Origin of the sequence: Mesorhizobium sp. M0106, from assembly GCF_040322715.1 — a bacterium.
Taxonomy (GTDB): Bacteria; Pseudomonadota; Alphaproteobacteria; order Rhizobiales; family Rhizobiaceae; genus Mesorhizobium.
Map to the genome: position 1 here is coordinate 181,488 of NZ_JAMYUA010000009.1, position 21,028 is coordinate 202,515.

Genomic DNA, 21,028 nt, shown 5'->3' on the forward strand with positions numbered 1-21,028 from the left:
TCTCCAGGACCCAAGGCCGGCACCTGCCGGCCCTGCTCTACTGGCCCGCTGCCGCGTCCTCGAGCAGCGCCTTGCGCACGGCGTCGCCGGCGCCAGAGTAACGGTCGGCATTGTCCTTGGTGATCAGCGCCTGCGGCGTGGCAACGACGCGCGGCAGCTTCTGCCCGGCCACCAGCCGCAGCGCCGATTCCAGCGCCACCTCGCCGGTCAGCACCGGGAACGAATCGACGGTGCCGGTCAGCTCGCCGGCGCGGATCGAGGCATAGGCGTCGGAGATGCCGTCGGTGCCGAAGACCGCAACCTTGTCCTGCAGCCCGGCAGCCTTGACCGCCTCGACGATGCCCAGCGCCATGCCGTCATTGTTGGCATAGAAGCCGATCAGGTCGGGGTGCTGCTGCAGGATGTTGGTGGCCGCGTCGTAGGAGGTCTGGCGATCCCAGTTACCGGGGACGCTGGCGACGACGTCGAACTTGCCGGCCTCGGTGATCGTTGTCTTGAAACCGTCGGTGCGCTGGACGGCGGCGTAGACGCCGGCCTGGCCTTCGACGATGGCGACCTTGCCGCCATCCGGCCGGTTCTTGATGAACCATTTGGCGACGCGCACGCCGTTGTCGCGCTGGACATTGCCGACATAGTGCTCGGCCTGCGGGATGACCGCGTCGTTGACGTTGACCACCGGCACATTGGCTGCCTTGGCCTGTTCCATGATCGGCTGCAGGTTGGAGTCGGTCTGCGGCGAAACGAGCAGCACGTTGTAGCCTTGCGTGACCAGGCCTTCGGCGATGGTGAGCTGGCCGAGCTGGTCGCCCTCGCTCTGCGCCGCCTGGTAGACCACGGGCACGCCGGTGCGGTCGCCGAACGACTTGTAGCCCTCTCCCAGCGAGCGCCAGTATTCGTTGGTCAGCGTCTTGGAGACCGCACCCGCCTTGGTGCCCTCGGGCAGCTTGGGGAAGGCCCCGAACTTGGCCTCGAGCTGCGACCAGTCGATGCGATCGTTCTCGGTGTCGGAATTGAGCGGCGCGAGGTCCGCGGAAAACGACGAGCCTATAGACAGCGCCATCAGGGCAGCGGTGGCGGTGGCAAGCAGAAATTTCATGGTCTTTCCTCCCTGGTTGAAAACGGTGATGGCGCCGGAGCTTCAGCTGTCCGGCCCGAGCATGGCTTCCTGGACGATGGCCTGCGAGGCGACCGCGTCCTGACGGTCGACGGCGGCTGACAGGCGATTGTCCTTTTCCAGCCGATCGACGACGCGCAGCATGCGCTTGACAGTCGCGATGTTGACTTCGCATTCGTGGACCGGGTCGAGCCCGGTCATGTCGGGGAACGTGTCGAAGTAGATGGCGCCGGCATAGCCGTCTCGACGGATCTGCCTGAGCAGCTCGATCGTCTGCAGCGTATGCACGGCCCCGACCATCAAGCCGTCGTCGCGCTTGGCGTAGCCGTCGTTGAGATGCACGCCGAGCAGCTTGCTGTGTCGCGCCACCAGCGCAGCGGCAAAGGCCGGCTGCTCGTCGGCGTAGAGCACATGGGCGAAATCGAGCGTCACGCCGAGATTGGGCAGGCCGATCTCGCGGATCGCCAGCAATGTCGTCGCCGCATCGGGCATCAGGCTGTAGGAGCGCGGCTCGTTGGGTTTGTATTCAAGGCTGATCTGGCAATCGGGGTCATGCGCCGCAACTTCACGAATTCCATCGATTTCGTGTTGCCAGAGCGTCGCATAATCGGCCTGGAAAGCATAATCGAAGCCATCCTGCCCGAGCCACAGCGTCATCAGGCCGGCGCCCGCCTCGCGGGTGGCGTCGATGCCGGCCTTGGTCAGGTCGATGGCTTCGCGGCGAACGGAAGGATCCGGATTGGTGAAGGCACCGAGCTTGAAAGCCGGATTGGAGTAGTAGCGCATGGCGAAACCATTGATGGAAAGCCCGATGTCGCCGAGTTTGCGCGCTATTTCCGTAGGTTTTTCGCCGACATGGTCGGGGAAGTTGAGGTCGAGATCGGTCAACTCCGCAACCTTCGCCGCACGTGCCGCCATTTGCAGCATGGACGGTTTGCCGACAAGATCGGGCCACTCGGACTGTGGCCGCGAGGCAAAGGAATTGAGGCGGGTGGCGAAACGACAGGCAGTCATCGGGGACCTTTCATTGTCATAACTTTACATAATAACGATTATTTGTAAAGTTGTTAATTGCTCGCTCGGCGACGACGAATTCGCCATACCTAGGCCAGTTGCGACCACGTGGGGACAAGCAAGCGCGGCACTGTCACGCAAGTATCATGTTCGCGTCCTAGATCGCTTCTCCGAAGGCTTTCGCGGCATCCTTGATGCGACGCGACGCTTTTTCGTGCCCCGGCAGCTTTGTCACAAAGAGGATTTCCATGAAAAACCTGCACCGAACCGCGTCCCTCGCCGTCGCGCTGGCGATGTTCACCGCCTTGACTCCGGCCTTGGCAGAAAACGCCGCGACCGTCGGCGGCGTCAGCTTCGTCAACAAGGGCTTGGTCGGTGTCGGCCGCATCCCGGCCAGCCAGAAGGACAAGTTCGGCGAGACGTTTGGCTCCGGCTCAGGCATGTCGATCGACGCTGCCGGCTGGACGCATGGCGCCGATGGCTACAAAGGCTCGTTATGGCTGTTGCCGGACCGCGGCTACAATGTCGTCGGTACCACCGATTACCGCCCGCGCCTCAACACGATCGCCCTCGAGTTCGCCCCGATCGCGCCGGGTGCAGTGCCGGCCACCGGCCAGGAACAATCGGGCCTCAAGGCGACGCTTGCCGACACCATGCTTTTGAGCGACGACAAGGGCGCCGACGCAACCGGCCTCGATCCGCTCAACGGCGTGCGTGCCGCGACCGACGACATGCCGATCCTGCCCGAAGCCAACGGCAAGCTCGCGCTCGATAACGAAGCGATCGCACGGCTGCCCGACGGCACGATGTTCATCTCGGACGAATACGGTCCGAACATCTACCGCTTCTCCGCCGATGGGCGTCTGATGTCGGCAACGCAGCCGCCGGCGGCGCTTGTCCCGATGCGTCACGGGACGCCAAACTTTGCTTCCAACAATCCCGGACCTGGCGCGGCAGACCCAGATCCGAAGGATCCCGAAACCGGCCGTCAGAACAACCAGGGCCTCGAAGGCATGGCGCTGACGCCGGACGGGAAGTTCCTGATTGCCGTGCTGCAGTCGGCCCCAAGGCAGGATGGCGGCGATTCCGCCTCGACGCGTCAGAACACGCGCGCGCTGGTCTACGATGCCTCGGATCCCGGCCAGCTCAAGCTCGCGCATGAATATGTCGTGCCGCTGCCGGTGTTCACCGATGCCAAGGGCAAAACCAAGATCGCCGCGCAGAGCGAAATCGTGGCGCTGTCGGACAAGACCTTCCTGATGCTGGCGCGCGACAGCGGCAACGGCCAGGGGCTGAAGGGCGACACCTCGCTCCACCGCGAGATCAGCGTCGTCGATGTGTCGACAGCAACCGATGTCGCCGGCACAGAATTCGACAAGGACAAGCCGCTGGCGCCCACGGGTGAGCTCGATCCATCGGTGACGCCGGCCAAGCTGACGCCGTTCATCGACATCAACGACAAGAGCGAGCTCGGCCGCTTCGGGTTGCACAATGGCGCGCCCAACGACCGCAACAACGTTTCGGAGAAATGGGAGGCGATGTCGGTGGTGAGCGTCCTCGATCCAACACTGCCCGACGACTATTTCCTGTTCGTCGCCAATGACAATGACTTCCTCACGCAGGACGGCTTCCAGGTAGGCGCGGCCTACAAGGCCGAGGATGGCGCCGATGTCGACACCATGTTCCTGGTCTATCAGGTCACGCTCCCAGGCCTCGCCAAGAAGTAGCGGCACCCATACAGGCGGACGCGCGGAACGCGTCCGCCTGAGCTGGCGCGATTGAGCGGTCGTGCCCTTCAGTTGCGGCTCGCCCGCGCAAGGACGGTGTCCTAGTGCGTTGCAAACCTGCGACTGACGATCCAGTCGACGGCACTTACCTCAACATCTCCGCGTCCTTTGGCACGCCGGCATCGATCGGCTCGGCCGTCCTGTTCGACACGGCGGCGATCTTCCCGGCGGCCGACAGGTTCGGGCGCACGAAGACCGGCGCGACGCCGTCGACGCGGCTGTAGAGGTCGATAATGTCCTGATTCATGAAGCGCACACAGCCGGAGGAAGCGTTCTTCCCAATGGAATCCCACTCCGGTGTGCCGTGCAGCCGATACATCGTGTCCTTGCCGTCGCGGAAGAGATACAGCGCGCGGGCGCCAAGCGGGCTCTGCGGGCCGGGCGGCATGCCGTCCTTGTATTTCGCCAGTTCCGGCCGGCGTTGGATCATTTCCGGCGGCGGCGTCCAGACCGGCCACTTCTTCCTCGCCTGAACCACGGCGCTGCCGGTCCATCCGAAACCGGCCTTGCCGAGGCTGACGCCATAGCGAATTGCCTTGCCGCCGTCGCGCACCAGATAGAGGAAGTGCTCGGAAGTATCGACGACGATCGTGCCGGGTTTTTCTCCAGTCGGGTCGGCCACGATTTGACGCACGAATTTCGGATCGACCTTGGCTACCGGGATTGCCGGCAGTTGATAGCCCTCGTCGCTGCGCGCGGTATACATGCTTGCGGCATCGCCGAGAGCCGGATCGCTTGGTGCCGCGGGCACCGGCGGCGCCGCCACGTCCGTCGTGGTGCACGACGAAAGAGCCACGGAGGCCGCGCCCAGAGCGGATGCACCAAGAAAGGCGCGCCGGTTCAGGCGCTCAAAAAACAACGGAATATCGGACATGAGCCCCCGGCTTACCCATGAGATCCAGGAAAATGCGGCCCCACGCGTGCGGGATCAATATACGATTCCGGAAGGTTTGAGAAATGCTTAGACCAAGGCACGCCAGGCGGAATTTACAGCGCCGCATCGACCTCTCCCGTTAAATCGGCAATCATTGCGGACTCAAGACAAGCCTTCGCCGAGTTGCCTGCCATGGACGACAACATGCCCGCGCGCCGGCAGACCGGCGACCTCACCAGTGGGCCTATCCCGCGCACCCTTCTACTGTTTGCCCTGCCGGTGCTCGGCTCCAATGTGCTGCAGTCGCTCAACGGCTCGATCAATGCCGTGTGGGTCGGCCGTTTCCTCGGTGAAGCGGCGCTGACCGCCACGTCCAATGCAAACCTCGTACTGTTTCTCATCCTCGGCACCGTGTTCGGCATCGGCATGGCGGCGACCATCCTGGTCGCGCAATCCGTCGGCGCTCGTGACCTGCCCGAAGCCCGGCGCATCGTCGGCACCAGCGCCACCTTCTTCTTCCTCGTCTCGGTGGTGTTCGCGGTTTGCGGCTGGATCTGGGTCGATGCGATCCTCGATGCACTCGGCACCGCCGGCCGATGCGTTGCCGCTGGCGCGCTCCTATCTGCGCATCATCTTCCTCGCCGTGCCGATGATGAACCTGCTCTCCTTCGTCATGACGGTGCTGCGCGGCGCCGGCGACTCGCGCACGCCCTTCCTTTTTATGGCGCTGGCCGTCGTGCTCGACGTCATTTTGAACCCGTTGCTCATCCTCGGCATCGGCCCGTTCCCCGAACTCGGCATCGCCGGCTCGGCCGCCTCGACGCTGATCGGCCAGACGGTAAGCGTGGTTGCCATCCTGATCGTGCTTTATGCGCGCAAGCACCCGCTGCGGCTGGCCGGCGCCAATCTCGCTCTGCTGCGGCCGGACCCGGCGCTGCTGCGCATTGTCGTCTTCAAGGGCGTGCCGATGGGCCTGCAGATGATCGTCGTTTCGGCCGCGGCGCTGACGGTGATGGGCATGGTCAACTCGTACGGCTCGCAGGTCGCGGCTGCCTACGGCATAGCCGCACAGCTCTGGACCTACATCCAGATGCCGGCGCTCGCCATCGGCGCCGCGGTCTCGTCCATGGCGGCGCAAAATGTCGGCGCCAGGCGCTGGGACCGGATTGGACGCATCGCCACCTCCGGCGTCGGCTTCAACCTTGTGCTCACCGGCATGCTCGTCGCGCTGCTGTTCGTGTTCGATCGCGGGGTGCTCAGCCTCTTCCTTGGCAGCGACAGTGCAGCAATCGACATCGCCACTCACATCAACAAGATCGCGTCGTGGTCCTTCATCCTGTTCGGCATCACCATCGTGCTCTTCGCCACCGTGCGTGCCACCGGCGCCGTGATGCCGCCGCTGATCATCTTGGTGATCTCGGTGCTGCTGGTGCGCACCAGCTTCGCCTATTTCTTCCGAAGCGTGATCGGCGAGGAAGCTCTGTGGTGGAGCTTTCCGGCTGGCTCTATAACCTCGCTCGTGTTGGCCGCGGCCTATTATCGCTTCGGCCGCTGGCGCAGCCTGCACATGATCGAGAGCCGGCCGGCTGCCGGCGAACCGCCGGATACCGGCCTCGGCGTACCGCGCCAGAGCGCGCATCTTTCGCCCGAGACACCGAACGGCTGAAGGGTCGGCTCAGCGCGCGTATTTCGCGCCAAACCCGAGAGCGACCAGGGAAAAGACGACAATCATGCCGGCAAAGGCCAGGCTTGCCACGGTCGCACCTGCCACCGTCGACAGAACGCCGATGCCGATTACCGGCAGCGCGTTGCCGCAAAAACAGCAGATGAAAAAGGCCGAGACGACTTCGGCGCGCCGGTCCGCCGGCGCGATCTCGTTCACCACTTGCAAGCCGCCGCGATAGCCGAGCGCTGCCGCCACGCCGCACAAGGCGGTCCCGGCAATCATTATGGTCATCGAGGCGAAGACCTGCGCCGCAACAATCAGCGCGACGGTTGGGATCATCAGCGCAAGCGCCGCGAACATCGCGGCTCGGCTCGAAAGACGTGCCGTCACCACAATGGTGGCGGCCGTCACGATTGCCAATTCAAAGAACAGAGCGCCGGCTTTGGCATGGTTGGTTACCTGCAGTTGCTGCGCCAAAATGCTCGGTGCGAGTGCTGCATAAAAGCCGACCAGCGCCATTGCGCCAAAGCCGGTCACCGCCGGCGCAACGAAACTTGCGCGGATGTCATCGGGCACGGAAAGCCGCGGCCGCATCGAAACGTCAGCCAGTTTCCCCGGCCGCGAAACGGTTTCCCGCGTGCGCCAGACCAGCAGGGTTACAGTCGCGAGCATCGCCAGGTAGACGACGAATGTCAGCCTGAGCGGCCAGGGCGCGTATTCGGCGAGCAACCCGGCCCCCAGCGCACCGAGGCCGAGGCCGAGAAAATTGGTGCTGGTGGCAATCGTCGCCGCCTGTGACTTGTCGTCGGTCGGGAGCAATTCGGCGAGCCAGGCGGTGCCGGTGCCCGCGCCGACGCCGATTCCCAGTCCGCTCAGAATTCGGGCGATGTCGAGCCAGGCGACATTTTCGGCGAACAGGAAAACCACCGCGCTGACCACGGCCACCGCCATCCCGGCCAATGCCATTGGACGGCGCCCGATGACATCGGACACACGCCCTAACATCAGAAGCGCTGCCAGATTGCCGATGACATAGACGGCGTAGACCAGCGTTAAAGTGATCTGCGAGAAGCCGAAGACCTGCTTGTAGATGATGTAAAGTGGCGTCAGCGCCGTGCTGCCGGCGAAAAGAGCCGCAATCATGGCGGCCACGGCGGCCGCTGCAGCGCGGCCGCCGAGTTCGTGATCGCGCGTCATGACTTGAGCGTGAGCTGTCATTTTTTCGACCTTTTGCTGTTCGGGATCTGACATCCTAACGCCTTTTTCGCGTCAGCCGTTCCCCCTCCCCGGCTTGCTCCTGACAAGTTTGGCAGCTTTGCCGATGGCGCTGAGCGAGATCCTCTTTTAACTTCAGCGGATTGTCAGGGGAGATTCATGGGCAAGGGACGAGTCGAAGCATTCACCGATGGCGTGGTCGCCATCATCATCACTATCATGGTGCTGGAATTGAAGGTGCCGCATGGCGAGGATTTTTCCGCGCTGGCACCACTCTGGCCGATATTCCTCAGCTATGTGCTGTCCTTCATCAATGTCGGCATCTACTGGAATAATTTGCACAACATGTTCCATACCGTGCAGCGGGTCGACGGCCGCGTGCTGTGGGCGAACCTCAACCTGCTGTTCTGGCTATCGCTGATGCCGGCGACGACAGCCTTCATGGGTGAGAACCATTTCGCGCCGGTGCCGGTTGCCGTCTATGGCGTCGACCTGGCGCTCTGCGCCATCGGCTTCAACATCCTCACCATGGCCCTGCATCGGCTGCACGGCAACGAGACTCTCTTCGCCAGGGCGTTGGGCAATGACCTCAAGGGAAAGATCTCGCTGGTCCTCTATCTTTCCGCCATCGCGCTGACCTTCGTCAATCACTGGATCGGTGTCTCGATCTATGTCCTGGTGGCGACGATCTGGTTCGTGCCGGACAGGCGCTTCGAGCGGCTGATCGAGAAATAGGCCCCGTCTAGCCTCGCATTGCTTTCAGCTTTTCCGCTACCGAAGCGGCAAGGTCGGCGTAGCGCTCCTCCAGCCGCTCGGCCGCCTTGATCACTGAAAAATCATGGCCGAATTTTTCCAGCGCCATGCGCAGCTTTTCGACGAATTCGGCCTGTTTTTCGAGCGCCGAAAACAGCGTTTTCACTTGCGCTTCGCTGATGTCGGGATTGGCAAGCATTTGCGGCACTTCGCGGCTCATCTGGTCGCCGGTGGCGGTCTGTTCTTTCAGGATCTCGATCCAGTCGGTCAATCGTCAGTCTCCTTTTTTCGATACCAGCATGCGCAGCGCCCGCCGACGCGGTCAACCCGAAGATGCCGCACCGGCTTGCGCGAGCCTCTTTCCGCGCTAAGTTCGCCGCGGCCAGAACAGGAGAAAATCATGACCACCGACGCCGAGATCCAGACCGCCCTGCCCGCACTCGCCTCCGGCAATGTCGCCGTCATCACCGGCGCGGCCAGCGGCATCGGCCTCGCCGCGGCCAAAAGGCTGGCGGCGATGGGCATGAAGATCGTGCTGGCCGATATCGGCGGCGCACGCCTCGATGAGGCCCGACACGCCGTCGTCGCCATCGCCGGCGACAGCGCCGTACTTGCCGTCGCCACCGATGTCTCGAAGGCCGACGAGCTCGACCGCCTCGCCGAAAGGACATCCGGCACTTTCGGCGACGTGTCGCTGCTGATGAACAATGCCGGGGTCGGCAACAACCCCGGCAAGCCCTGGGAGAACCGTGACGCCTGGAAGCGACTGCTGGACATCAATTTCTGGGGTGTCGTGCATGGCGTAGAGGCGTTCGCGCCACGCATGCTGGCGGCGGGAAAGCCCGGCCTGATCGTCAACACCGGCTCCAAGCAAGGTATCACCACGCCGCCCGGCAACCTCGCCTACAACGTCTCCAAGGCTGGCGTGAAGACCTATACCGAGGGCCTTGCACACGCGCTGCGCAACGAGCCCGGCGCCAATGTCGCGGCGCATTTGCTCATTCCCGGGTTTACTTTTACCGGCCTGACCGAAGGTGCGACCGAAAAGCCGGCGGGCGCCTGGACCGGCGAGCAGGTCATCGACTTCATGCTGGCCTCGCTGCTGCGTAGCGATTTCTATATCCTGTGTCCCGATAACGAGGCGACCCGGCCCATGGACGAAAAGCGCATGGCCTGGGCAATCGGCGACATCATTGAGAACCGTCCTGCTCTGTCGCGCTGGCATCCGGACTACAAGGATGCTTTCGCGGCATTCATGACACGCAGCGCATGATCCCGAACCGAAGATCACCTAGCAAAGAATCGGATCCGATCTTCGCAGGTATGGCGCCGGACCTTTATATCACGCCGCTGCGTGCTTCTTCGTGTTCCGCTTCTTCGCCATGGCTTTCTCGGCTGCCAACTCGGCAAGCTTCTGATCATGCCGCTTCGCTGCCTGTTCGCACTTCTTGCGGATCTCTTCGACCTCGGTCTCAGTCAGGTGTTCGATACCGATGAAGGTGTTCTGGGCTGTGCTGACCCGGATCAATTCGTCGAGCTTCGCCTGGATCGCGGCGCCATCGCGGTTCTGGGTGTTCTGGATGAGAAACACCATCAGGAAGGTGACGACCGTCGTGCCGGTGTTGATGACGAGCTGCCAGGTGTCCGAAAAGCCGAACATCGGCCCGCTTGCCGCCCAGACGACGATGATCAGGAAACAGACGGCAAACGTCGGCGGCAGGCCGGCAAAATGGGCGACGTTGTTGGCGATCCTGGTGAAAAGCTTCTCAATCATTCAAACTCCCTCAACAGCCGGGCGACGAACCCGGACGGAAGCCGAGTTCATTGTGTCTGCAGAAACAGTTGGCAGCCGCTCCTGGTTCCCTCGTGGCGGAAGATCGCGGGTACATTGTTGGAGGAGCAGATCGCGCAGGCCGTCGGACCGCTTGCAGATACGCCCCGAAGTCAGGGGGCGCCGTTTTCCCAGCGGTCGAGGAAAGCCTCGATGGGCAAGGCCTGCATGTCGGGGACTGCCCTGGCCAGTTTCTCGACCGGCCAGTCCCACCAGGCAAGACGTTCGATCCGGGCCGCAGTTCCCGCGCTGAAGCGCTGCCGCAATGGCGTGGCCGGAACGCCGGCGACGATTGCATAGGCCGGCACGTCGCGCGTCACCACCGAGTTGGCACCGACGATCGCGCCATTGCCGATCGCCACGCCCGGCATGATCACGGCGCCATGGCCGATCCAGACATCGTGGCCGATGCTGACGGCTCTCGCCCGCCGCCGGTCGCGGAATGCCTGATCGACACCCAGCCAGCGGAAGTACTCGTTGGGCCGATAGCTGATTTTGTGCTGCGTCAGCCGCTCGACCGGATGCTCCAGCGCATTGATGCGGCTGTTGGCGGCGATCGAGCAGAATTTGCCGATCGTCGTATAGATCGCCTCGGCGTGGCGCTCGAAGTAGGAAAACTCGCCGACCATCACCTCGCGCAGGATGACGCGCTCGCCGATCGACGCATAACGTCCAAGCTTGCACGCCTTCAGCTCCGCCGTCGGATGGATGCGCGGCTCGGGATCTTTTAGGACAAGGTGTTCAGGACGGTCCATGCGGGCGCTTTACGCCCGCGCGCATAGTCTCGCAAGCCGAGTGCAGCGCCGCGCATCCGTTTGGACGCGCCAAGGACCCCGTAGCACCTTCAGTCTCTATTTCGGCTTGCCGCTGGTCCACACCACGTTCTGGCCGTAGAGCGGCACGGTGGTGACCGACATTTTTGCCGAGCCATCCTGCACCTGGCGCGAATGCGACAGGTAGATCAGCGTCTCGTTGGCCTTGTCGTAGATGCGGTTCACCACCTGCTTTTTCCAGATCAGGCTGATGCCTTGCTTGAACACCTCCTCGCCGGCCTCGCTCATGTCGATGTCGCCAATGGTGATCGGCCCGGTCTGGCGGCAGGAGATCGAGGAATCGGACGGGTCCTCGAACCAGTTGCCTTTCTGCAGGCGGTCGATCATGCCACGGTCGAAATAGGAGACGTGGCAGGTCACGCCCTCGACCTTCGGATCCTTGATCGCCTCGACGATGATATCGTTGCCGAGCCAATCGACGCCGACCTTGCCGACTTCCTCGGTGGCGGCCGCGCCGGCGCCAATGACCAGGCATGCGGCTAACGCACCGCCAATCAGTTTTCGCAAAGAGGCCTCCTGCGGTTCGAATTTTGCCGACCTCAGGTGGGACGAACGGCAGCGCTTTGCAAGCAGATCGCCTCCCACAGGATTGCCGGTTGCGGCAACGCGACATCTTTGCGTCGGCGCGACCGAACCGCTAAGAGTGTTCGCCAAGCCAGGGCCTTCACGGCGCCAACCCGGCGCCCGATGGAAATAACGACGGACTTCACTGATGATGCGTTCAATTCTGGTCGGTATTCTCGTCCTGATGGCCGCTGGCATCGGCTGGCTCACCTTCGACTGGTACCGCGGACATTATGGCGGCGAGCCGTTCGGAGCACCGTTCACGCTGGTCGACCAGAAGGGCGCGCCGGTCACCGAAGCCGCGTTTCGCGGCCACCCCAGCGTCGTCTTCTTCGGCTTCACGCATTGTCCGGAAGTCTGCCCGACCACGCTTTTCGAGTTGGCCGGCTGGCTGAAGACGATGGGCGACGACGGCAAGAACCTGCGTGCCTATTTCGTTACGGTCGACCCGGAGCGCGATACGCCGGAAATCATGAACACCTATGTCAGCAATTTCTCCGATCGCATCCTCGGCATATCAGGCGATCCGGATAAGGTCCACGCCATGGCCAAGTCCTTCGGCATCTACTGGAAGAAAGTCGACACGAACGACGGCGACTACACGATGGACCACACCGCTTCGGTGCTGCTGCTCAATGCCAAGGGCGATTTCGCCGGCACTATTGCCTATGGCGAAAGCCCGGACGCCGCCATCGCCAAGCTCAAACGGCTGGCGGCGGAAGGTTGACACATCCGGTAATGACGCAGACGCGTTTGTATTTCACCGCGGGCAAGATCGAGGCTGATCGCATCTTCGCGGCGCTCGGTGCGGCGTTCGACGATGAGGGCCTGCCGATTGCGGTGCTCGAGGTCGACGAGGACCGCGACATCCACGAAGTATCGCTCTATGCCGGCGACGACGTCGATGCGGTCGAGGCGCGGCTCAGGGATGTACTTGCCGGACTGTCGCTGTCGAAGCCTATAGCGCGCGAAACGCTGCCCGACATCGACTGGGTGGCGCGCTCGCTGGAGGGATTGAAGCCGGTGCGGGCCGGGCGCTTCTTCGTCCATGGCGCGCATGACCGCAGGAAGCGCCACAGCGGCGAAATCGCCATAGAGATCGAGGCCGGCCTTGCTTTCGGCACCGGTCATCACGGCACCACCGCCGGCTGCCTCGAAATGCTGGAGCAGGTCGTACGGCGCGAGCATCCGCGCAACGCGCTCGACCTTGGCACCGGCAGCGCGGTGCTCGCGATCGCAGCGGCCAGGCTCGCGCATATACCGGTGCTGGCGACCGACATCGACCCGGTCGCCGTCAAGGTGGCCGCCGCCAATGCGCGGCTGAACCACGTCAAGGGGCTCGTCGAAACAGTGACGGCGCCCGGATTCCACCACCCGATCTTTGCCGCGCGCGCGCCCTTCGACTTGATCGTCGCCAACATATTGGCGCGGCCGCTGATGCGCCTGGCGCCGCAAATGGCGGAGCATATCGCGCTCGGTGGCTCGATTGTTTTGTCGGGCATCCTCGAGCGCCAGCGCGATGCGGTAATCGCGGCCTATGTCGGCCAGAAATTCCGGCACGTCCGCACCTTGCACCGCGAGGGCTGGGTGACGATTCACCTCAAGCGCTGAGGCGCGACGCCTTCAACGCAAGCCGGAATCCGCTCGGACTTAGCGCGAGTTCGCCGCTTTCTTTAGCTGTTCGCGATCGTAGCCGTGAGCTTTCAGCGTTTCGTCGTCAAAGCCAAGCAGAACGCCGCTTACATACCGGCTCGCTTCGCGCTGGCGAGCTTCGATCAGCGCTTTCACAGCGTTTTTGAAAAATCCGCGTCTAGGTGAAATCGTGGACATGACGGTCTCCTTTGCAGGGCAACAGGACTTTTCCTCCACATTAAGAAGGTAAGCTCCGCTGACGCTTTTTGAAATCGTCGATTCTGCATGGCGTCCATGCGCAAAGAGACACGCAGCAACCGGGAATGATCGGTCCGAAAATCGATTCCGATTTTCGAAGTCATGCGCTACGGTCGCGCCAGCATTCGAGGAGAGCCTACATGTTCCAGACCTTCGATTCCGCCGGCGATCCGGCTGTTGGCAAGCCGCGCGTAGCAATGCTGCGCCAATGGTTGGCGGCGAACGGGCTGGATGGCTTCATCGTGCCCCGTGCCGACGAGCACCAGGGCGAATATGTCGCCGACCGCTCGGCACGGCTGAAATGGCTGACCGGCTTCAGCGGCTCGGCCGGTGTCGCCATTGTGCTTGGCGAGCGCGCCGTCATGTTTGTCGACGGGCGCTACACGCTGCAGGTGCGCCAGGAGGTCGATCTCGACATCTTTTCGATCGAGAGCCTTGTCGACAACCCGCCGGCCAACTGGATCAGGGACAATCTCGGCAAGGGCGTACGGTTGGGCTTCGATCCGTGGCTCCATACGATCAGTGACGTCAAGGCGCTGAAGGCCTCGGCCGAGAAGTCCGGCGCGACTTTGGTGCCGCTCGAACAAAATCCAATCGACGCCATCTGGCAGGACCAGCCCGGGCCGCCACTGGCGCCGGTCGAGATCCACCCGATCGGCTTTGCCGGCGAACTGGCCAAGGACAAGCTGGTGCGGCTGGCGGCGGCCATCGAGAAGGACGGCGCCACCCATGCCGTACTGACCGACCCCTCCTCCATTGCCTGGGCCTTCGACATCCGTGGCGGCGACGTACCGCACACACCGCTGGCGCTCGGCTTTGCCGTGCTCGCCGCCGACGGCTCGCATCTGCTTTTCATGGACCAGCGCAAGTTTTCGCGCACCGTCGCGGCCTACCTGACGCAGCTCGCCGAATTGCACGACCCAGGTGAATTCGAATCGGCGATCGTCACCCGGGCCAAGGGCGGCGCAAAAATCGCGCTGGACCCGGTTCTCGCGGCGGACAAGCTCAGGATGCTGGTCGAGGATAATGGCGGCACCGTCATTGCCACGGCCGATCCGGCCCGCATTCCACGCGCAACAAAGAACAAAGCTGAGATCGCCGGCGCACGCGCCGCACATCGCCGCGACGGCGCCGCGGTCGCCAAGCTGCTGTGCTGGCTCGACCGCCAGAAGCCCGGCACGCTCGACGAAATCGCCGTTGTCACCAGGCTTGAGGAGACGCGCCGTCAGACCGGCGAAGAAACGCAGATGCCGCTGCGCGACGTATCGTTCGATACCATCTCCGGCGCTGGTCCTAACGGCGCTATCATGCACTACCGCGTCTCCCGCGCCACCAATCGCAAGCTGGGGGATGGCGAGCTGTTCCTGCTCGATTCCGGCGGGCAGTACCAGGACGGCACCACCGACATTACCCGCACGGTTCCGATTGGCGCGCCAACCGAGGAGATGCGCGAGCGCTTCACGCTGGTGCTGAAAGGCATGATCGGCATCTCCATGCTGCGCTTCCCCCAGGGCACGCGCGGCTCCGAAATCGATGCAGTGGCGCGCCTGGCGCTATGGAGACACGGCTGCGATTTCGCCCATGGCACCGGGCACGGTGTCGGCTCCTATCTTGCCGTGCATGAGGGCCCGCAGCGTATCGCCAAGACCGGTACCGAGAAGCTGCTGGCCGGCATGATCGTCTCCAACGAGCCCGGCTATTACAAGGAAGGTTCCTACGGCATCCGCATCGAGAACTTGATTCTGGTGACACCGGCCGAGGCAATCGAGGGCGGCGACATCGCCATGCACGGCTTCGAGACACTGACGCTGGCGCCGATCGATAAGCGGCTGGTCCGATCGGACCTTTTAACCCGCGACGAGTTGCATTGGCTTGACGAATACCATGCGCGCGTACTGGCCGAGATCGGACCGATGCTCGACGGCGAAACGCTGGCCTGGCTGGAAAAGGCAACCGCGCCGCTGCCGCACGACTTCAAGCAATAGCCGCGGCGGCAACGCCGGTTGACAGGCTTTGCTCCGCAAGCAGTCCCTGCAAAGCGGTGACGTTGGGAGAACCGGCTCCCTTGCGCCAGAACAACACTGTGACGGCATTGTCTTCGTCAGCGGGCAGTTCGTGCAGCTTTAGCCAGCGGCTTTCCGGAAAACCCGAAAGCACGCTTTTCGGCATCAGCGCTATGCCCATGCCAGCCACCACGCAACCAAGGATGGCATGGTATGAGCCAAGCTCGATGGTTTTCTCGGCCATGAACCCTCTGCGCGCATACCATTGTTCCAGCCGCTTGCGGTGCGGACAGCCGTGCTCGAAGGCTATCATGGTTTTGGGCATGTCCAGGTGGTCTTCGACCGAAACGCGCGATGCCGCCGAGACAATGACCAGCTGCTCGTGGAATGCGGGCAGCTTTTCGAACGGAACGTCAGCGATCGGCTCGGCGGCGAAGGCTGCATCGAGTTCGCCGGCAAGCATGGCGGTCGCGAGAACCTGCGGATTGCCGGTGCGCAACTGGATTTCCACTTCGGGATGCCGTGCATGGTATTCGGCGAGCAGACTTGGAAGCCGTGCCGCGGCGGTGCTCTCCATGGCACCTAGGCGAAGAGTGCCGCGCGGGCGTGGATCGAGCATCGCCGTTCGCGCCTCCTCCGCAAGCGCCAGCAGCCGATCCGCATAGCCGACCAATCTGTGACCGGCCGGCGATACGTGCAGGCGCTTGCCCTCCCGGATAAACAGCTGCACGCCGAGATCCTCCTCGAGCTGCCGGATGCGTGTGGTCACGTTCGACTGCACGCGAAACAGTTTTTCCGCCGCCCTGGTGATTCCGCCCTCGCGCACCACCGTGCGGAAGATGCGCAGATCGGCCAAATCCATACATCTCTCCTGGAGAACATAACGATCTTAATTATTCATTTTAACTGATTATGCCTTTCCCGTAAATCGCCGGTGTAGCTGCCGATCAACACGGCAAACCAGGGGAGATGGAAATGTCGCGTGAGCCCTTCGGCATCCAGCCGATCGATCTAAGCGCATTGACGCCGAAGCAGCGCGAAGCGCTCTATAGCGACGCCGTGCGTCGCGCCCACCAGGAGAGAGCGGAGGCGATCCGGCTGAGCCTGTCGCGGGTCGGCGCGGCAATAGTCGCTGCGGTAAGGCGCATGTGTGCTCTCGCCGTCAAGGCAAAAGTCGATCAGCCGACGAGCTGCCGCGCGAGGATCAGCACGGCAGCACCCGCCAGGAACATCGCCATCAGGCCGCCGCGCAGTGAGACCAAGGCGGCAACGATCAAGGCTGCCCATTCCGCCGGCCCGGCGCTGAGCGCCGCCGGCGCCACCAGCGTGGTCAGCACCGCCGCCGGCACGGCGCTGAGCCCGGCTTCGACGCGCGGATGGATATGATCGAAGCGGGAGATCACCAGATGACCGCCGATGCGGGTCAGATAGGTCGCGATCGAAGCGGCGATGATGATCCACAAGGTCGTGCTCATGGCCGTGCCTCCACGCCGCTGTGGCGGGGCGGCAGGATGACGGCGAGCAGCACGCCCGCCAGCGCACCTATGGAGACATGCCAGGGCGAGCCGACCGTTTTGTATGCAATGATGGAGGCGGCAGCGCTGGCGACGACCACCGGCAGCCACAGAGGCCGCTTGCGGAAGCTCATGACCAGGCCGAGAAAATAGATCGGCAGCAGGAAATCGATGCCCAACGCATCGGTGTCGGGAATAAGCTTGCCGAACATCGCGCCGAGCGCGCTTTCGATGATCCAGAACAAATAGACCGGCAGACCAAGCCCCATATACCAGGTGAACCCGACGGTCTCGCCGGCCTCAGCCTTGCGCTCGGCCACCGCGAACTGCGGATCGGTCAGCACAAAATAGCCTATCGCCTGCTGCACCAGTGGCCAATGCGCAATGCGCCGGCCGATGCCAGCCGAATAGAGCACATGGCGAAAATTCACCGCGAAGATCGACAGCACGATCAGCCACGGCGCGACATGCTGGCCGAACAGCTCGATGCCGACCATCTGGCTGGCGCCGCCGAACACCGTTGCGCTCATCAGGAACGCTTCGAGCACGGAAAACCCGTTGTCGACCGCGAGCGCCCCGAACAGCAACGCAAACGGCGCCGACGCCACCACGACGGGCATGCTGAGCCGCACGCCGTCCCAGAAATCGCTTTTCGCACTGTTTTCGGAGATTGCTTCCGCCGACATCGACCGCTCCTCGGGAAGCGCCTATGTAGGGAGGGCGGCGCGGCTTGTCACACCAATTCGCTTGAGGGGAAATGACAGCTGAAGGTCGCGCAAACGCGCTTCCGTGCCTAGCGCGGCGAAGCCTTGCCTTCGATCGCCCTGCCCCAGTCAAGCAGCGGTTTAGCCCGCATGACGAAGTCGACGAGTTCGTCGACCAATCCAGCTCCGTAGATATCCGCCGGCTCGATTGCGTGCCGGACGGCAAAATGCCGGTTGCGGATCGCGGCAGCGAGATCGGGCTCGGCGATATGCTCGAAGCCGCGCGGCGTGCGCTTCATGCAGCCGTCCGGGTCGAATTCGAGGCCGTTCTTCTTCAGCGCCGCAACGAGGGTACGGAATTCAGCGGGCCGCTTCGCGATCGCGTTGCGCAGCGCCAGCAATAGCTCCGGTCCAGGCTGCCACCAGGCAACGGCGGCAAAGCAGCGCTCCAGCCCGATATGGACGTAAAACACGCCCTGTTCCATCTTGGTGCCGTCAGGCGAAAGGATCGCCGACAAATGCCGGTTATAAGGCCGTTTGTCCTTGGCGAAACGCACGTCGCGATTAATCCGGAACAGCGACTTCTTGCGGTCGCCGCGCAGGCCGAGCCCCGCGGCCGTGAAGCGCTCGGAGAGCGTCTCGACCAGATCGCCGAAGGGATCGCGCAGGTCGCGTTCGAAAAGGTCGCGGTTCTCTAAAAACCACTCCCGGCTCTGATGAAAATCCAGCGCCTTGAGGAAGGGAATGGCCTTTTGCCCAAAACCGTTGAACGCAGCCGCCATCACCCGTCCTTGCCAATCCGCTGCAGCCAGGTGTCCTCGTCGATCACCTCGATGCCGAATTTGGTCGCATCCTTCAGCTTGGAACCGGCGCCTGGCCCTGCCACCAGAAGATCGGTCTTCGCGGAAACCGAGCCGGCGACCTTCGCGCCGAGACGTTCGGCCATCGCCTTGGCCTCCGGGCGCGTCATCTTTTCCAGCGTGCCTGTAAACACGATTGTCTTGCCGGCGACCGCACTATCGGCTGAGACGTTCACAATGTACGGCTTCGGGTGGACCTGTGTGAGCAGCGCTTCAAGTACGGCGTCGTTGCGTTCATTGCCGAAGAAATCGCGAAGGGCGCCTATCACCGTATCGCCGATGCCGTTGATCGAAGGAAAAACGGTGTGTGGATCGGCTGCCGCTGCTGTCTCCTTGCCAATGCGGATCAACTCCTCGATCGTCGAGAAGGTTCGGGCGAGCACAACGGCCGTCGTTTCGCCGATATGGCGGATGCCCAGCGCAAAGATGAAGCGATCAAGTTCGGGTTCGCGGCGGGCGTCGATGGCAGCGAAGAGCTTGTCGAGGCCGTCATAGTTGCGTTCCTCGACGCTGCGTACATTCTTGCGCGTTTTGCCCGATGCGGCGTCGCGCTGCCTGGCCTGCTCCTCCCGTCGCTCCGCCAGCGCCTTGGTGACGGCGGGACGGCGGTCCCGGAGCGTGAAGATATCGGCGGCAGTTTTGACCAACCCGGCATTGAAGAACAGGTCTATGTTTTCAGCCCCCAGGCCTTCGATATCCATGGCGCCGCGCGACACAAAGTGGCGTAATCCTTCCACGGCCTGCGCGGGGCAGATCAGCTCGCCGGTGCACCGTCGGCGGGAATCCTCCTTGCCGGTCTTCTCGTTGATCTCGCGCGTTGCGGGCGAGCCGCAGATCGGACATCTGTGCGGGAATTCGTAGGGCACGGCATCAGTCGGCCGCTTGTCGGCGACGACACTCACGATTTGCGGAATGACGTCCCCTGCCCGCTGGATGACCACCGTGTCGCCGATACGCACGTCATAGCCGTCGCGGATCGGCTGGCCGTTGCTGTCCAGACCCTTGATGTAATCTTCGTTGTGAAGCGTGACATTTTCGACCACGACGCCGCCGACCGTGACGGGTGCAAGCCGGGCAACGGGCGCCAGCGTACCGGTACGGCCCACCTGAATGTCGATCCTGAGCACGGTTGTCATCGCCTGTTCGGCTGGAAATTTGTGGGCAATGGCCCAGCGTGGTTCGCCAGTGACGAAACCCCATCTGCGCTGCAATTCCAGCTGGTCGACCTTGTAGACGACGCCGTCGATGTCGTAGCCCAGCGATGAGCGCTGGGTCTCGATTAGGTGATAGTGCGCGACCAGTTCCTCGACCGATCTTGCCCGGACCATCAGCGGGCTGACCTTGAATCCCCACTCCGCGAATTTTTGCACGGAATCGTATTGGGTCGGAGCTGGATCCTTTGAAGCATAGCCCCAGGCGTAAGCAAAGAATTTAAGGTTGCGGCTGGCGGTAACTAACGGGTCCTTTTGGCGGAGCGACCCGGCCGCCGTGTTACGCGGATTGACGTAATCCTGGCCGCCTATCGCCGCCGAACGTTGCTTCAGCGCCTCGAATTCCGCGTAGGTCATATAGACCTCACCGCGTATTTCGATGACCTCGGGCCAGTCCGATCCCTTCAAGGTCTTGGGAATATCGGCGATGGTCTTGATATTGGCGGTGATGTCCTCGCCGACGACGCCGTCGCCGCGCGTTGCTCCCTGCACGAACACACCGCCTTCATACCGCAGGGAAGCCGATAGCCCGTCGATCTTCGGCTCCGCCGTGAAGGCGATGTTCAGATCCTTGTCGCGGTCAAAGAATCGCCGGCCCCGTTCTATGAAGTCCGCGACGTCCTGGTCGGTATAGGCCTTGGCAAGGCTGAGCATCGGCACCGCGTGGCGCACCTTGGCAAAACCTTCGGCCGGCGGGGCGCCGACCCTGCGTGAGGGCGAATCCTCACGCACAAGATGCGGGAACTGCTGCTCGATGGCGAGGTTGCGCCGGGTCAGCGCGTCATATTCCGCATCCGTGATTATCGGCGCGTCCTCGCCATGGTAGCGCCGGTCGTGCTCGGCGATCTCCTGCGCCAACCGCTTCAACTCGCTTGCCGCCTCGCTTTCGCTGAGCGACTCGACTGGTTTTTCGTCCATGCACTGCTCCCTCCACGGTGGCGCGACACAATAGAACAGGATTCTCTCACGAGGGAGAGACCAGGCACGGAAAATCATTCCTGAACAGCAGGATGGCGCCAGACCCTGACTCAGGTCGCGAGCGCCGGAAACGAACTCGCCTGGAGTATCCGTGTTGGTCAAGGGAGAGATGGTGTCCAGGTCCGATTGTCGCTGAGTAGTGCGTTTGCGAGGATGATGAGCTTTCGCATGATGGCTGTGATGGCGAGTTTTGAGGCTTTGCCGTCGGCCGTGAGCT

At 62.9% G+C, this 21,028-nt stretch carries 21 protein-coding genes and 2 pseudogenes; 8 read left to right on the forward strand and 15 right to left on the reverse strand.

The features are described 5' to 3' along the window. Positions 1–37: 37 nt before the first annotated feature. Both NKJ55_RS12185 and NKJ55_RS12190 read right to left on the reverse strand, forming a co-directional pair. Positions 38–1,096, reverse strand: a complete 1,059-nt coding sequence (locus NKJ55_RS12185; protein ID WP_352450099.1) for a sugar ABC transporter substrate-binding protein — start codon at positions 1,094–1,096, stop codon at positions 38–40. Between the two features lie 42 nt (positions 1,097–1,138). Beyond that, positions 1,139–2,128: a TIM barrel protein gene (locus NKJ55_RS12190; protein WP_352450100.1), complete on the reverse strand. Its 990-nt coding sequence runs from the start codon at positions 2,126–2,128 to the stop codon at positions 1,139–1,141. 248 nt (positions 2,129–2,376) lie between these two features. Here NKJ55_RS12190 and NKJ55_RS12195 point away from each other — a divergent pair, with 248 nt between their 5' ends. Next, on the forward strand, positions 2,377–3,855 hold the full coding sequence (locus NKJ55_RS12195) for an esterase-like activity of phytase family protein (protein WP_352450101.1): 1,479 nt from the start codon (positions 2,377–2,379) through the stop codon (positions 3,853–3,855). Positions 3,856–4,000: 145 nt separating this feature from the next. Here the strand turns inward: NKJ55_RS12195 and NKJ55_RS12200 are convergent, their stop codons facing one another. Further along, positions 4,001–4,789 carry a L,D-transpeptidase gene (locus NKJ55_RS12200; RefSeq protein WP_352450102.1) on the reverse strand — a complete coding sequence of 263 codons (789 nt, stop codon included), beginning with the start codon at positions 4,787–4,789 and terminating at the stop codon, positions 4,001–4,003. Positions 4,790–4,993: 204 nt separating this feature from the next. Between NKJ55_RS12200 and NKJ55_RS12205 the strand changes: the two are divergent. Together NKJ55_RS12205 and NKJ55_RS12210 are read left to right on the forward strand one after the other, a co-directional pair. Further along, positions 4,994–5,320 (forward strand): annotated as a pseudogene (locus NKJ55_RS12205) (MATE family efflux transporter); the annotation flags it as partial. Between the two features lie 31 nt (positions 5,321–5,351). Further along, positions 5,352–6,455: an MATE family efflux transporter gene (locus tag NKJ55_RS12210; protein WP_352450103.1), complete on the forward strand. Its 1,104-nt coding sequence runs from the start codon at positions 5,352–5,354 to the stop codon at positions 6,453–6,455. Between the two features lie 9 nt (positions 6,456–6,464). Here NKJ55_RS12210 and NKJ55_RS12215 read toward each other — a convergent pair whose 3' ends face one another. Next, positions 6,465–7,673 (reverse strand): MFS transporter, encoded by a 1,209-nt coding sequence (locus NKJ55_RS12215; RefSeq protein WP_352450104.1) that lies wholly within the window; start codon positions 7,671–7,673, stop codon positions 6,465–6,467. Between the two features lie 156 nt (positions 7,674–7,829). On the opposite strand from NKJ55_RS12215, the gene NKJ55_RS12220 reads away from it, so the two are divergent. Then, positions 7,830–8,405 (forward strand): TMEM175 family protein, encoded by a 576-nt coding sequence (locus NKJ55_RS12220; protein ID WP_352450106.1) that lies wholly within the window; start codon positions 7,830–7,832, stop codon positions 8,403–8,405. A gap of 7 nt (positions 8,406–8,412) precedes the next feature. Here NKJ55_RS12220 and NKJ55_RS12225 read toward each other — a convergent pair whose 3' ends face one another. Next, positions 8,413–8,694: a hypothetical protein gene (locus NKJ55_RS12225; protein WP_029351415.1), complete on the reverse strand. Its 282-nt coding sequence runs from the start codon at positions 8,692–8,694 to the stop codon at positions 8,413–8,415. A gap of 129 nt (positions 8,695–8,823) precedes the next feature. On the opposite strand from NKJ55_RS12225, the gene NKJ55_RS12230 reads away from it, so the two are divergent. Next, positions 8,824–9,696 carry an SDR family NAD(P)-dependent oxidoreductase gene (locus NKJ55_RS12230; protein ID WP_352450107.1) on the forward strand — a complete coding sequence of 291 codons (873 nt, stop codon included), beginning with the start codon at positions 8,824–8,826 and terminating at the stop codon, positions 9,694–9,696. A gap of 69 nt (positions 9,697–9,765) precedes the next feature. Here NKJ55_RS12230 and NKJ55_RS12235 read toward each other — a convergent pair whose 3' ends face one another. From NKJ55_RS12235 to NKJ55_RS12245, 3 genes are all read right to left on the reverse strand, one after another. After that, the gene (locus NKJ55_RS12235; protein ID WP_031211766.1) at positions 9,766–10,197 is read right to left on the reverse strand and encodes a low affinity iron permease family protein; all 432 of its coding nucleotides are present in this window, start codon (positions 10,195–10,197) and stop codon (positions 9,766–9,768) included. A 170-nt stretch (positions 10,198–10,367) separates the two neighbouring features. Then, positions 10,368–11,009: a DapH/DapD/GlmU-related protein gene (locus NKJ55_RS12240; RefSeq protein WP_352450109.1), complete on the reverse strand. Its 642-nt coding sequence runs from the start codon at positions 11,007–11,009 to the stop codon at positions 10,368–10,370. A 96-nt stretch (positions 11,010–11,105) separates the two neighbouring features. Beyond that, positions 11,106–11,594, reverse strand: a complete 489-nt coding sequence (locus NKJ55_RS12245) for a CreA family protein (RefSeq protein ID WP_502901444.1) — start codon at positions 11,592–11,594, stop codon at positions 11,106–11,108. Positions 11,595–11,799: 205 nt separating this feature from the next. Between NKJ55_RS12245 and NKJ55_RS12250 the strand changes: the two genes are divergently transcribed. Together NKJ55_RS12250 and NKJ55_RS12255 are read left to right on the forward strand one after the other, a co-directional pair. Next, entirely contained in the window at positions 11,800–12,378 is a 579-nt protein-coding gene (locus tag NKJ55_RS12250; RefSeq protein ID WP_352450110.1) for an SCO family protein, read from the forward strand. A gap of 11 nt (positions 12,379–12,389) precedes the next feature. Next, positions 12,390–13,262, forward strand: a complete 873-nt coding sequence (locus NKJ55_RS12255) for a 50S ribosomal protein L11 methyltransferase (RefSeq protein ID WP_352450112.1) — start codon at positions 12,390–12,392, stop codon at positions 13,260–13,262. Between the two features lie 39 nt (positions 13,263–13,301). Here the strand turns inward: NKJ55_RS12255 and NKJ55_RS12260 are convergent, their stop codons facing one another. Next, positions 13,302–13,481, reverse strand: a complete 180-nt coding sequence (locus NKJ55_RS12260) for a hypothetical protein (protein WP_352450114.1) — start codon at positions 13,479–13,481, stop codon at positions 13,302–13,304. 200 nt (positions 13,482–13,681) lie between these two features. Here NKJ55_RS12260 and NKJ55_RS12265 point away from each other — a divergent pair, with 200 nt between their 5' ends. Next, entirely contained in the window at positions 13,682–15,526 is a 1,845-nt protein-coding gene (locus NKJ55_RS12265; RefSeq protein ID WP_352450116.1) for an aminopeptidase P family protein, read from the forward strand. On the opposite strand, the gene NKJ55_RS12270 is transcribed toward NKJ55_RS12265, so the two are convergent. From NKJ55_RS12270 to NKJ55_RS12295, 6 genes and pseudogenes are all read right to left on the reverse strand, one after another. Next, complete coding sequence (locus NKJ55_RS12270; RefSeq protein WP_352450117.1) at positions 15,516–16,406, reverse strand: LysR family transcriptional regulator; 891 nt, start codon at positions 16,404–16,406, stop codon at positions 15,516–15,518. The genes NKJ55_RS12265 and NKJ55_RS12270 overlap by 11 nt on opposite strands. A gap of 316 nt (positions 16,407–16,722) precedes the next feature. Further along, the gene (locus NKJ55_RS12275; RefSeq protein WP_352450118.1) at positions 16,723–17,019 is read right to left on the reverse strand and encodes an AzlD family protein; all 297 of its coding nucleotides are present in this window, start codon (positions 17,017–17,019) and stop codon (positions 16,723–16,725) included. After that, on the reverse strand, positions 17,016–17,744 hold the full coding sequence (locus NKJ55_RS12280) for an AzlC family ABC transporter permease (protein ID WP_352450120.1): 729 nt from the start codon (positions 17,742–17,744) through the stop codon (positions 17,016–17,018). The genes NKJ55_RS12275 and NKJ55_RS12280 overlap by 4 nt, the downstream gene beginning before the upstream one ends. Positions 17,745–17,851: 107 nt before the next feature. After that, entirely contained in the window at positions 17,852–18,544 is a 693-nt protein-coding gene (locus NKJ55_RS12285) for a DUF2461 domain-containing protein (protein WP_352450121.1), read from the reverse strand. Further along, a complete protein-coding gene (ligA, locus tag NKJ55_RS12290; RefSeq protein WP_352450122.1) occupies positions 18,544–20,751 on the reverse strand; it encodes an NAD-dependent DNA ligase LigA in 2,208 nt (735 codons plus the stop codon). The genes NKJ55_RS12285 and ligA overlap by 1 nt, the downstream gene beginning before the upstream one ends. Positions 20,752–20,909: 158 nt before the next feature. Further along, positions 20,910–21,028: pseudogene (locus tag NKJ55_RS12295) on the reverse strand (IS110 family transposase); the annotation flags it as partial.